Annotated in this window: 11 protein-coding genes and 1 pseudogene; 10 read left to right on the forward strand and 2 right to left on the reverse strand. The window is 69.8% G+C overall.

Going from position 1 to position 12897, the window contains the following annotated elements; translation table 11 throughout:
* Window positions 1–197 precede the first annotated feature (197 nt).
* Entirely contained in the window at window positions 198–1727 is a 1530-nt protein-coding gene (locus AB0I18_RS40880; RefSeq protein WP_363110823.1) for a carboxylesterase family protein, read from the reverse strand.
* A 468-nt stretch (window positions 1728–2195) separates the two neighbouring features.
* Between AB0I18_RS40880 and AB0I18_RS40885 the strand changes: the two genes are divergently transcribed.
* The 9 genes from AB0I18_RS40885 (at window position 2196) to AB0I18_RS40925 (ending at window position 11577) form a co-directional block, all read left to right on the forward strand.
* Entirely contained in the window at window positions 2196–2429 is a 234-nt protein-coding gene (locus AB0I18_RS40885; RefSeq protein WP_363110824.1) for a hypothetical protein, read from the forward strand.
* A gap of 220 nt (window positions 2430–2649) precedes the next feature.
* Window positions 2650–3948, forward strand: coding sequence for an extracellular solute-binding protein (locus AB0I18_RS40890; protein ID WP_363110825.1), 1299 nt, complete (start codon window positions 2650–2652; stop codon window positions 3946–3948).
* 7 nt (window positions 3949–3955) lie between these two features.
* Window positions 3956–4879, forward strand: coding sequence for a sugar ABC transporter permease (locus AB0I18_RS40895; protein ID WP_363110826.1), 924 nt, complete (start codon window positions 3956–3958; stop codon window positions 4877–4879).
* Window positions 4880–4908: 29 nt separating this feature from the next.
* Entirely contained in the window at window positions 4909–5757 is an 849-nt protein-coding gene (locus AB0I18_RS40900; protein WP_363110827.1) for a carbohydrate ABC transporter permease, read from the forward strand.
* 44 nt (window positions 5758–5801) lie between these two features.
* Window positions 5802–7247: a carboxylesterase family protein gene (locus tag AB0I18_RS40905; RefSeq protein ID WP_363110828.1), complete on the forward strand. Its 1446-nt coding sequence runs from the start codon at window positions 5802–5804 to the stop codon at window positions 7245–7247.
* An 8-nt stretch (window positions 7248–7255) separates the two neighbouring features.
* The gene (locus tag AB0I18_RS40910) at window positions 7256–8386 is read left to right on the forward strand and encodes an ROK family protein (RefSeq protein ID WP_363110832.1); all 1131 of its coding nucleotides are present in this window, start codon (window positions 7256–7258) and stop codon (window positions 8384–8386) included.
* A 73-nt stretch (window positions 8387–8459) separates the two neighbouring features.
* Window positions 8460–9986 (forward strand): GMC oxidoreductase, encoded by a 1527-nt coding sequence (locus AB0I18_RS40915; RefSeq protein WP_363110829.1) that lies wholly within the window; start codon window positions 8460–8462, stop codon window positions 9984–9986.
* 26 nt (window positions 9987–10012) lie between these two features.
* Window positions 10013–10621, forward strand: a complete 609-nt coding sequence (locus AB0I18_RS40920; RefSeq protein ID WP_363110830.1) for a nucleoside deaminase — start codon at window positions 10013–10015, stop codon at window positions 10619–10621.
* A 29-nt stretch (window positions 10622–10650) separates the two neighbouring features.
* Window positions 10651–11577 (forward strand): sugar phosphate isomerase/epimerase, encoded by a 927-nt coding sequence (locus AB0I18_RS40925; protein ID WP_363110833.1) that lies wholly within the window; start codon window positions 10651–10653, stop codon window positions 11575–11577.
* A gap of 59 nt (window positions 11578–11636) precedes the next feature.
* Here the strand turns inward: AB0I18_RS40925 and AB0I18_RS40930 are convergent, their stop codons facing one another.
* On the reverse strand, window positions 11637–12047 hold the full coding sequence (locus tag AB0I18_RS40930; protein ID WP_363110831.1) for a Fur family transcriptional regulator: 411 nt from the start codon (window positions 12045–12047) through the stop codon (window positions 11637–11639).
* Window positions 12048–12551: 504 nt separating this feature from the next.
* Here AB0I18_RS40930 and AB0I18_RS40935 point away from each other — a divergent pair.
* Window positions 12552–12897 (forward strand): annotated as a pseudogene (locus tag AB0I18_RS40935) (catalase-peroxidase); the annotation flags it as partial.

The raw sequence follows: 12897 nt of genomic DNA on the forward strand, positions 1-12897 counted from the left end.
TCCTCGGTGGTGCTCAGCGCCCTGTCGACACGCGCGGTCGTCCTGGCTGGGAGGGCGTCCGCTTGTCCGGCAGCCTAAAGAGGCCTGATCCGGGGCCAGAACTGTGAGCCGTCCAATTCTTCAGCGGCTTTGCGGTGAGAAGTCCAAAGGGATCCGGTGACCTGCTCCGCACCATGCTCGGGTGCCACCGACCGCCTTCACCACACGGTGGGCAGCCCTTCGATGAGACGTCGGCGCGGCCCGTTCCGGTCGAGCACGACGGTTGAGGAGCCCCGGTCGAACACCATGGTGGGACGAGTGTGCGTGTCATACGCGGTCCAGGTCAGGTCCGTAGTCGACGGGTTACCGCTCCGGGCGAACGCACCCCAGGCGTGCATCATCTGGTCCGCCAGAACGAACCGCCGTCCTGTGGGGTCGTCGGCGGAGCGCACGGCGTCGCTGTCTGTGCCGTCCCAGGCGGTGGGGTAGGTGAGGTTGCCGAAGACAAACGGCAGCTCACCGGCATGGACGGCCCATGAGCTGCCGAAGCACGGGGTGCGCCAGGCGAACTCGTAGAAGTAGACGGGATCGGGTGAGGACTGCTTCAGCTCCGCCTGGACCAGTGCGGAGTGCCACATCCACAGGTCCGTGGTCATCGCCACGAGGAGTTCCAGGCGGGTGGCGGAGGGCAGGGCCTGTCGGTACCCGGCGAGAAGCCGGGTGTACTGGGCGTCCGACAGCGCGGGTGCAAAGCCTGAGGTGTCGAACCTCTGCTTGAGTTCCGCGTCCGTGTCGATCTGATCCCTCATGCCGGGCAGGAACACCGCCGTTTCCTGGCTGTTGGTGCCGATCATCATCGGGATGCCTCGGCTGCCTGCCGGGGCGCGGTCCTTCCAGGTCTGGTCAGGGATGAAGCGACCGTCGACGACGGGTTGGAAGGGAAGGCCGGGATTCTGGCTCTCGATGGCCCGGGCCGCCCGCTTGAGCTCGTCCGGTGAGAGCGCTCGCAGGCGCGCCTCCGTGAACGCCCCGCCTCCCAGCGCGGCGAACGCGGCGTCGGTGATCTCGTTCGCCTGCTCCCGCGTCATGACAGCCAGTTGGGAGCCGCTCTGAATGATCGCCTTGTGCAAGAGGCCACGTGCCGCCGGCGTGGCCAGCAGGGCGTTGATCTTGGCACCCCCGCCGGATTCGCCGAAAGCGGTGACGTTGCGCGGATCTCCGCCGAACGCGGCAATGTTGTCCCGGACCCAGGTCAGCGCCGCCACCAGGTCCCGCTGACCGGGGTTCGCGTGCGCCGCGAGTGCTGGGACGACGTCACCGAGCCAGAGGTATCCGAAGATGTTGAGGCGGTGGTTGACCGACACCACGACGGCATCGGCGACCTCGGCCAGGCGAGCTCCGTCGTACACGGGGGCGCCCGCTGATCCATAGCTGAAGGCCCCACCATGGATCCAGACCAAGACGGGCTTGGCCTGGGCGGCTCCGGAGCGTCGGGCAGGGGTCCACACGTTGAGGTAGAGGCAGTCCTCGGACTCCGGCTCAGGGTCCACCCAGGCGGGGAAGTCGGGGTTGTTCTGAACGGACGGGTGCCCCAGTGCGGTGGCGTCCCGGACACCTCGCCAGGACTCGGGAACCCGGGGAGCGCGGAATCTGCCGGATCCAACGGGAGGCGCGGCGTAGGGAATCCCCTTGAAGGACCGGACAGCTCCCGTCCACTCCCCCCTGACCTGACCGTATTGCGTGGGCACGACCAGCTCCTCGCTGTTCCCGCCGGCGGGACGGGCGGAGGCGGAAGCAGGCGCGCCGAGGCCGGTGGACACCAAGCCACCTACAAGAGCTGTAGCGGCCAGCAGCCGCCTACGGCTCATCGGGGAATCTGTCACTGAAGGCTCCGTTCATGGCTCTGCACCAGCCGGTGTGCGCGAGAACATAAACGAGACGGATGCCTACTTGAATTGGTGAATCTACGAATTCGCAGGTCCGGAGCCGTGTCGACGTGCTTTGACATGCGTCTCCGGCGAGAGTTCCAGGAGGGGCACCAGTCAGGCCCAGGAGACTGTCTCACGCTGCCACAACATCTCCGCCAGGCTCCTGCCGCGCATGAGACCCGGGGAGGGTGACTGCGGCGGCCGCCGTCGGTCTGCTCGCGGGGCGCGTTGGGCGGTCCTCGGGTACCGCGGCCGCGATACGCCGCCGAACACGACATCAAGGGCGTCGTGCACGCCGTCATCAAGGTCATCAGCCACCTCAACGCACCCAGGCCGGCCTACCGCGGCAACCCGGAGAACGACTTGCCGGGCAAACAGCTGCGGATCGCGGCCCACGCCGGCCGACGACTCACAACCGGCCGACTCGACCGAGACACCCGACTGACCGACGAGCCGATCGACGAGTCATGCGCGTCGATTGCGCCGCTCCAGCCGTGCGAGCCGGCGAAGGTCGGAGCATAACGTGACGAATCGATTTCGCTACAAGTTCCGAAATTATTCGTGATGGGTGCGCCGCGCTGCCGAAACACAGCGTTCGTAGCTTCAAAGCGTCGCCATCGGCCGCACAGAGCCGATCAGACCCACCAGGTCCCTTAGGTCGCTCAGGTCCATCGGATCGAAAAAGCTACTTCCCCCAGAAATCCCATCACTGTCCAGCGCCTTCATGAGACAGGAGTCCCCCGTGCCCAACTCCCTGAGACACGGCGCCCTACGGATGACCGCCGGCCTAGCTCTCATCGGTACCTTCGCCCTCGCGGGCTGTGGCCGCGGCGATGACACCGCCGCGACCGGCGCCGCCAAGTCCATCGATGACTCCCCGGCCACCGGCACCGTCGATGTCTGGGCCGCCCAGGGCGACGCCGACGTGCTCGACGACGTCATCAAGCCGTTCAAGGCCGAGAACCCCGACCTCAAGGTGAAGTTCACGCTGATCCCGAACGCCGAGTACTACACCAAGCTCCAGTCGGCGGTCGCGGCGGGCAAGGGACCCGATGTGGCCCAGTTCTTCCCCGAGTCTCAGGCGCAGTTCCTCGATCCATCGATCCTGCAGCCCGTTCCGGACGGTCTCGTCGCCCCGGACGCCTACTTCAAGAGTCTCTGGGACGCCGGTGTGGTCAAGAACGTCGCCTACACGGTGCCCTGGTACGCCTACACCTACGCGCTGGTCTACCGCTCGGACCTCGCCAAGAAGGCCGGCGTCAAGGCGCCGGCCAAGTGGGACGAGATGGTGCCGTTCTTCAAGTCGCTCCAGGGCGCCGGCGCCAAGCGCGCCCTCGGCGCCGACACCGGCTGGGACATCTTCAACGGCCAGGACATCGCGATGTACGCCTGGCAGGCGGGCGGCTCGCTGCTCTCCTCCGACGGCAAATGGACACTGGACACACCGGAGATGGCCGACGCGATCAAGTACAACGCGTCGTTCTTCACCTCGGGTGCCGCCGACACCAGCACGCCCACCTTCCTCGACGCACAGCCGTACTTCACCAGCGGCAAGACCGCCTCGATGATCACGGGCCCGTGGGTCATCGGCCAGCTCGACAAGGCCGCGGGCAAGAAGGGCTGGACCGCGTCCCACGTCGCCACCGCACCTCTGCCGGCCGGGGCTTCCGGCAGCACCTCCTTCTCCGCCGGAGGCAGCTGGGGCGTGCTCGCCGGCAGCGACAACTCGGACGCGTCATGGAAGCTCGTCCGAGACCTCTCCAAGCCGAGCACCCAGGTCGCGCAGTACAAGGCGTACAGCTCGCTGCCGGCCGTCATCTCCGCCTGGGACGACCCGGCCATCGCGGACCAGCCGCTGCTGGACGCCTTCCTGACGCAGCTGAAGAACACCCGGGCGTTCCCGCAGGTGACCACCTGGCAGCAGGTCGCGACCCGGCTGGGCAAGGAGATGGAGGCCGTGGCCAAGGGCACGGAGAGCGCCGAGAAGGCCGCCTCGAACGTCCAGTCGTACGCCGAGAGCCTCGGCACGGGGACGGAGTGATCCATCGATGACCACCACCCTCGTCCCGGGGCCGGCGCGCAGAGCGCGTCGACTCCGGGGCGGCGCGCGCCGAACGGCTGTCGCCTGGCTGTTCCTGGCCCCTTTCACCCTCGTGTTCCTGCTCTACACGGCGATCCCCACCGTCGCCGCGCTCGGGTTCAGCCTCACCGACCTGCGGGGCGCGGATCTGCGTACTCCGCTCGCGGTCGACTTCACCGGTCTTGAGAACTATCTCCGGCTGTTCCGCGACGAGACCTTCCTGCGGGACATCCTGAACACCGGCCTCTTCGTGGCCGTCGGTGTGCCGCTGACCATGGGGATCGGATTCGCGCTGGCCGTCGCGCTCAACTCCGGCATCCGGCGCCTGCGCGGCACGTTCCGCGCGCTCTTCTTCGCACCGGTCGTCACCAACGTCGTGGCGGTCGCGCTGATCTGGCAGTACGCCTTCAACGCCAACGGCACCGTCAACGAGGTGCTCGGCGGCGTCGGCCTCGGCGGACCGAACTGGCTGGACGACCCGGACCTCGCCATGCCGGTGGTCATCCTGCTGGGCATCTGGCGCAACTTCGGCACCGCGATGGTGCTGTTCCTCGCCGGTCTGCAGGCGATTCCCGACGACGTGTACGAGGCCGCCTCCCTCGACGGGGCCGGCCGCTGGCGGCAGTTGAGGCACATCACCCTGCCGCTGCTGCTGCCCACCACCCTCATGGTGTCGGTGCTGCTGACCGTCTTCTACCTCCAGGTGTTCGACGAGCCGTACCTGCTCACGAACGGCGGCCCGCTGGGCTCCACCGAGTCGGTGGCGCTGTACACCTACCGCCAGTTCGGCGCCGGCGAGTTCGGGATGTCCTCAGCCGCGTCCTTCGTGATGCTCGTCCTCGTGTGCCTGGTGAGTCTCGTCCAGTTCCGCCTGCTCAGGCCGCGCACATGACCGCCGTCGCCGCGTTGGAGAACGCTGACATGACTACCGACCGGATCGCTGTGCGGCCCCGGTCCGTCGCCCGGCCCCTGCTGTACGGCGCACTCGTGCTGTGCGCACTGCTCACCACGCTTCCGTTCATCTGGGTGATCAGCGGCTCGCTGCGCAGCCTCGACGAGATCCGCGCCGACCCCGGTGCCTGGGTCCCGAAGGACGTCACTTTCGACAACTTCGTGCGGCTGTTCGAAACCGAGGGCTTCGCCCGGTTCATCGTCAACAGCATCGTGATCGCGACCATCATGGTGGCCGGCAACATCGTGGCCGCGTCGGCCGCCGGCTACGCGCTCGCCAAGCTCGACTTCGCCGGCAGGCGGTTCGCGTTCGGCCTGGTCATGGCGGCGATGATGGTGCCGCTCACCGCCCTGTTCGTCACCCGGTTCGTGATCACCGTCGACCTGGGCCTGACGGACACCCTCACCGGTATCGCACTGCCGGGCGTCGCGACGCCGATGTCGGTCTTCATCATGCGGCAGTACGCGATGTCGATCCCCGACGAACTGATCGAGGCGGCCCGCATCGATGGTGCGGGTGAGTTCCGGATCTTCTTCCGGATCTTCCTCCCGCTGGCAGGCCCCGCCGTCGCGACGATCACGATCATGTCGTTCCTCATCTCGTGGAACGACTTCATCTGGCCGCTCATCGCCGCTCAGAGCATGTCCACCTACACGCTGCCGGTGGGCCTCGCCGCCACCAGTCAGGCAGCCGCGCACGTCACCGACTACGGCCTGCTGCTCGCCGGCGCGATCGTCGTGATGCTGCCGGTGCTGGTCCTCTTCCTGTTCCTGCAGCGCTACTTCGTGCAGGGCATCGCGGGAACGGGAATGCGGTGACCCCGATGAACAACCGGGGGGATTGGACAGATCTGATGGAGCGTATGGATCGTACGGACTCACTCGACGCGCCCGGCGAGCCGGTCACCGTGCATGCCCCCGCGGGCACGATCATCGGCCGTCGCACGGGCCGGACACGGCGCTTCCTCGGCATCCCGTTCGCCGAAGCACCCACCGGGGCGCGGCGGTTCGCGGCGCCGGTCCGCCGCGGCCGGTTCCCGGAGCCGTTCGACGCGTCCCGGCACGGTGCCACCGCGCAGTGCGTGCCGTTGTTCGCCACGACCACCGTGCCGGAACCGTCGGTGCCGGGCGACGACGTGCTGAACCTCGGCATCGTCACCCCTGCCACGGACGCCGATGACCGCGTGCCCTTCCCGGTCATGGTGTGGATCCACGGCGGCGCCTTCCTGGCGGGGAGTCAGGCCAGCCCGTGGTACGACGGCCGCGCGTTCGCCCGCGACGGCGTCGTCTGCGTCACCGTCGGCTACCGCCTGGGTGTGGACGGCTTCGCCCTGCTGGACGACGTACCCACAAACCTCGGACTGCGTGACCTGCTGCTCGCGCTCGACTGGGTACAGGAGAACATCGCCGCCTTCGGCGGTGATCCGGACCGGGTCACCGTCGCCGGCCAGTCGGCCGGGGGCGCGGCGGTGCTCGCCCTGCTCTCGTCGCCCGCCGGCGGCGGCCGTTTTCACCGCGCGGTCAGCCTGTCCGGTGTCACCCACGACGTAGGCGCGGACGCGGCACGTGACTTCCTCTGCCGGCTCGGCAACAGGCTCGGTGTGCCGCCGACGCGAGCCGGATTCGGCAGCCGCACCGTGGAGCACATCCAGCAAGCTGTCATCGACCTGCGAGACGAGCGGGACGACAACACCCTCGTACTCGGCCCGTTCGTCGGCGACGACATCCTGCCGGTGTCCCTCACCGACGGACTCGGTGTGCACGGGCACGACATACCGCTGCTGCTCGGCGCGACGGGCGACGAGTTCGACGGCGCCGCCGCACCGAGGGACCCTCACCCGAGCCCCTCCCGCACAGCAGAACTCGCCGCCGATCTCGCGGCCGAAGCCGCCGCCCGCGCGGCAGGCACCCGCGTGACGGACACCCTGTTCCGCGCCGCCTGCCAACGCGTGGCGGTCTCCCGCCGCGACGCCGCCGCCGACACCTGGCTGTACTCCTTCGAATGGCCCTCCCCCGTGCTCGGCGGCGCCACGCACTGCATCGACATCCCGTTCTTCTTCGACGTGCTCTACGCACCGGGCGCCGCCGAGGCGCTCGGACCCAACCCGCCTGCGGAACTGGCCGGGTCGATGCACGCCGATCTCGTCGGGTTCGTACGCGGTCAGGAGCCGACCTGGGCGCGGGCGACCGGGGCCCTCGGCGATCCGGCGCGCGAATACGGTCGGCCCGGCGGGGCGCTCGCGGCCGACACGGCGGGCGTGTTCGATCCCGTGGTACCGACGCCGTCCGAGGGGGCGGAGGCGTGCTGATGTCCGGGATGAACCAGAGCGCCGTCCGACGGGTCAACACCGCGGTCATCCTCCGTGCGCTGGCGGTCGCGGCTGAGCCGACCACGTTGACCACGCTCGCCGAGCAGGCAGGTCTCTCCCGCCGCACCATCGAGCTCATTCTCGACTCGCTCGTCGAGGCGGGCTGGGTGACCGAGCTGGACCGCGTGCCGACCAGCGGCGTCGCCGGACGCCCGGCCCGCCGTTACGAACTGCGCGCCGAACACGCCCTGTTGGCGGCCGTCCACATCACCACCGTGGACGTGTCCGCGGTCATCGCCGACGTACGCGGCCGCATTCTCGGCCGGGCACACCGGCCGCTGCACGCCTACCAGGACCCGGCCGCCACGCTCGACGACGTGGCGGCGCTGGTACTGGAAGCGCTCGACGACGCGGGCGGATCGGCTGACCGGCTGCGGGCCGGTGCGGTCGCGGGCGGCGGTGCGATCGACGACGACGGGGTCGTGCGGCGCCTGGTGCACACCACGCGGTGGGAAGGCGTGCACCTGCCCGAAGAGCTCACCCGGCGCATCCGGATGCCCTGGTTCGCGGACAACGACACCAACCTCGGTGCGCTCGCGGAGCGTTGGCGTGGCGTAGCCCATGACCACGACAACGTCGTGTGGGCGATCCTCGGGAACCGGACCGGTCTCGGCATCCTCATAAGAGGTGCGGTGCACCGTGGTCTCGACGGCGCCGCGGGCGAGATCGTCGAGGCGGTGTCCATGCCGGCCGGCTCGGTCGAGCACCGCCCCGTGGCCTGGCTCACCTCACCGGAACAGGCCCAACGACGCGTCGCACTCGACCACTTCGACGCGGCTCGGGCCGGCGATGCAACCGCGCTCGCCGAGGTCGACGAATTCGTGGACAACATCGCGTCGATCCTCACGACCTTGTCGTGGACGGTCGCGCCGTCGCTCATCGTGCTCGGCGGCGGTCTCGAAGACGCGGCGGACATGCTGCTGCCCCGGGTGCGTGAGGCGATGCGTAAGGCCCGCACCCCCGCGATCGAGCTGCGCGCCACCCGCCTGGGCCGCGACGCCTCGCTCGTCGGCGCCGTCAAGTTGGCCCTCGACCGCATGGACACCGAACTGTTCGGCCCGCTCGTCCCGAGCGGGTGACCGCGCACCGAGCACCCGCGCCCCTCCCCGCACCCCCCACCAGCACCCGCGGCACAAGACATGGAGCCCTACTGTGACCGACACCCCCCGCACCGACGTCCTCATCGTGGGCAGCGGAATCATGGGATCCATCGTGGCCCGACTGCTGCGAGACACCGATCCGGCGCTGAGGATCACCATGGTCGACGGCGGCAACGCGATCGGCGAAGTCCCCGGCCGGCACCTGCACGACGTGGACGACCCGGTCCTCTGGTCGCGCTACAACGAACAGGTCGTCTCCGGCATCCAGGGCATGTACACGGGCGCCGAGGTGGTGCGCGAGGTCGCGGACGACCTCACCGATCTGCCACCCGGCATGTTCCACGCGCTCGCCTTCGGCGAGGACGCCGAGGCGATGCCCGCGACCGCGCTCGCGTGGAACGCGGGCGGCATGGGCGTGCACTGGACCGCCGCGACACCGTGGCCCGCCGGCCACGAGGTGCCGGATTTCGGCGACCCGGCCCGCTGGGCGGCGGATCTGGACACCGCGAGCCGGGTGCTCGCGGTCACGCCCGCCGCGATCGGCCCCACCAAGGTCGGCCAGGTGGTGCTCGATGTGCTGCGGCGTCGCTTCGACGGCGCCGGACCCGACGACCGGCGGCCGCAGCCGATGCCCATGGCGGTCACCGCGACGGCATCGGGCCCCATGCCGCGCACGGCGCCGGGGACGATCTTCCCCGCGCTCGCGACCGGCGGGGACCCGGCCTTCACCCTGGTGACCGGTACGCTCGCGACCGCGCTCATCGTCTCGGACGGCCGGGTCTCCGGCGCCCGGCTCCGGCACATCGCCGACGGCGCCGAGTCGGAACTTCTCGCGGACGCCGTGGTGGTGTGCGCCGACGCACTGCGCACCCCGCAGCTGCTGTTCGCTTCGGGCATCCGGCCCGACGCGCTGGGCCGCCACCTCAACGAGCACGCGTTCATCACCGCCCGAGTGCTGCTCGACCTCGACCGGTTCGGCATCGACCTCGACTCCCTGCCCCTGCCGCGGGTCGGCGAGTTCAGCACGGATTCGCTCTGGCTGCCGCAGAACGGAGCCGCGCAGCCGTTCCACGGCCAGATCATGAACCGGACGTACGTGGATGAGGGCGGCCGCCCCTTGGCGCACTCCGTGGGCCTCTCGCTGTTCGCCCCCGTCGAGTCACGCCCCGAGAACCGGCTCCTGTTCTCCACGACCGAGACCGACCTCGCCGGGATGCCGCGGATCGGCGTCGAGTTCGGCTACTCCGACGCCGACCGCGCGCTGATCCGGCGGGCCCTCGACGAAGCCCGGTCGCTCGCCGAGGAGTTCGGCGCGTTCGATCCCGCGACCGAACGCGCACTGCTCCCGCCCGGTTCGTCGCTGCACCAGACCGGCACCGTCCGTGCCGGTATCGCCGACGACGGGACCAGCGTGTGCGACCCGGACGGCCGGGTGTGGGGCTTCGACAACCTGTACCTCGCCGGCAACGGCGTGCTCCCCACCGCGATGGCCGCCAACGTCACCCTGACCGGCGCGGTGACCGCCGTACGGGCCGCCCGTGCCGTCGCCGAACGCAACGCGGCGCTCGCCGCGCACTGAGCCGCACACCGAGAGGAAGGTCGATCGTGATCGACATCGAGAGGGAGTACCGCGTGGCGCTGCCGGCGTGGATCGACGACGAACTGGCCACCGTGCCCGCGGTCGTCGCCGATCGCGGCGACCGGATGCGCCTCGTGCACCGGCTGGCCGACCGCAACTGGCGGGAGGGCAACGGCGGCCCGTTCGCGGCGCTCGTCGCCGAGCGGGACACCGGCCGGATCGTCTCGGTCGGTGTGAACGTCGTGCTCGGCTCCGGCGTCTCCAGCGCGCACGCCGAGGTCGTCGCGCTCGGGCTGGCCCAGAAGGCGACCGGCGGCTGGGACCTCGGCGGCGACGGGCTGCCCTCTCACGAGCTGGTCGTGAACTGGCGGCCGTGCGTCCAGTGTTACGGCGCGGCGATGTGGTCCGGGGTACGCGGCCTGGTGGTCGCCGGAGAGGGCCCGGAGCTGGAGGAGATCACCACGTTCGACGAGGGCCCGCTCGGCGCGGACTGGGCCGAGCAGTTCGAGGCACGCGGCATCGAGGTCGTACAGGACGTGCTCCGGGACGAGGCGCTCGCCGTGTTCCGCGGCTATCGGGAGGCCGTCGACGCCGACGGCCTCGTCGTCTACAACGCCCGCGCAGGTGCCGAATGACACCGCCGATCCGCCCGGAGACAGCCATCGTGGCACCACGTTTCGCGACCGACATCGTGACCTTCTACCACCCGGGTTTCTGGGGCCTGGACTCCGCCGACGCGGTGCGCGACCGGGCCGTCAGGAATCCTGAGGGTTTCTGGCGGCGCGTGATGGACGCGCTGGCCGAGGCCGGTGTCTCCGGCATCGAGCTGACCTTCGCGCCCGGCGACATCGCCTCGGCCTTGCGCGCCTTCGGCGACGCTCCGTCGTTCCGCCGCGAGCTGGCGGCCCGGGGCCTGTCCGTGGTGAGCGCCTTCATCGCCGAGGGCGATTCCCCCGACTGGCGGCACAGCGACGACCTGCCCGCGATCGTCGCCGACGCCGAACGACGGGCGGCCTTCCTCGCCGAGGTGGGGGCGGAACTCCTCATCGCCGGGCTGCCGATGCGTACGACGTACGGGACGCGGCCGCCCTTCTTCGTCGACGCCGCGTACATGACCCGGATGGCCGACATCGCCCATGTGGTCGGCGAGGCCGTCGCACGGCACGGTGTGAAGCTCGCCTTCCACACGGAGTCCAACAGCACGCTCTGGTACGAACGGGACATCGACCTGTTCATGGCCCTGACCGATCCGCGCTACGTGTGGCTGTGCCCCGACTCGTGCCACATCGCACTCGGGGGCGGCGACCCCGTCGCCGTCGCGCGTCGCCACTCCCCGCGCATCGCCCTGGCGCACTGGAAGGACGCGGTCAAACCGATCGACGTCGAGCTCACCATCGACGACACGGTCTTCGCCCAGCAGCAGCCCTACATGGCCGAACCGGGCCAGGGCATCGTGGACTGGCGAGGCTGGGCCGACGCGATGTCACGCACTCCCGGCGCCGGCATCGTCCTCATCGAGCTGGACGAGGCGGCCGACCCCGTGGCCGCGCTCCGAGCGGGGATGGCCGTGGCGCGGGAGGCGCGGGCCTGATCGGCTTCGCCGCCGCAGCTCCGCGTCCCCGCGGACGCCGCCCGGGCGGCGGGCACCGCCTAGACGCAGGATGAGCACAGCCCTCGGTAGGTGACCTCGACCTGGGACACCGTGAAACCGAACCGCTCCTCCGCCGGGAGGTCGGCCAGCGGATTCCCGGTCGGGTGGACATCGCGGATGGTGCCGCACTTGGAGCACACCAGGTGCTGGTGGGGGTGGTGCGCGTTGGGGTCGTAGCGCTTGGCGCGGCCGTCGGTGGAGACCTCTATGACCTCACCGAGGGAGACCAGCTCGCCCAGGGCGTTGTAGACGGTCGCCCGGGAGATCTCGGGCAACCGCTGTACCGCGCGCGCATGCACCTCGTCGGCCGTGAGGTGTACGTGGTCGCCGTCGAGGACCTCCGCAACGACACGCCGCTGGGAGGTCATCCGCCAGCCGCGCCCTCGCAGTCGCTCCAGCAGGTCACTCATATCGGTTCACCTATTCAGGTTCGGTGGGATGCCCGGAGTTTACCGGTAGACGTCCGGGTTCCGATTGGATATGGGTTTGGCGCGCTTATTGACTTGGACTCTGTCCATCGTAGGATCAGTTCCGGCGATAGCCAAGAGACAGGAAGACTCCCGTACTGCATGAGACAGAGACGTGACATGACCACCGCCGAAGAGCCGCGCGGTGCCGACCTGCGGATGACGGCCGCCCGCGGCACGCTGCTCGTGACCGTCCAGGACGGTGACCGCTTCGGTGCGTCGAGCTTCGGTGTGCCGGGGCGATCGACTCCCGGGTGCGCGGCCGTGTGGGCCATGTCTCCCTCCATGCCGTGCGTGAGACCCTCCACGCACTCATCGCGGCCCGGTTCGAGGGACGCTGCCTCTCGATCGACGAGGCCGAGGCCGTCAACTGGGGCCCGTGCCCCCCACCGCTCCACCGCCCACAGTTACTGAGCACCGTGATCCGCCTGGTCCGGAAGGATTCCCATGTCTGAGAACCATGACGCAATCGTCGTAGACGCGAAATCGGAGGGCGAAGGCGGCTGCCCGGTCGCCCACGGACGCGCCCTGCACCCGACCCAGGGCGGCGGAAACCGCCAGTGGTGGCCGGAGCGGCTCAACCTGAAGATCCTCGCCAAGGACCCCGCCGTGGCGAACCCCCTCGGCGAGCAGTTCGACTACGCCGACGCCTTCGCGAACCTCGACCTCGCGGCCGTCAAGCAGGACATCGCCGAGGTACTGACCACCTCCCAGGACTGGTGGCCGGCCGACTTCGGCAACTACGGCCCGCTGATGATCCGGATGGCCTGGCACAGCGCGGGCACCTACCGCA

The sequence above is a fragment of the Streptomyces sp. NPDC050704 genome, from assembly GCF_040654355.1.
Lineage (GTDB): Bacteria > Actinomycetota > Actinomycetes > Streptomycetales > Streptomycetaceae > Streptomyces.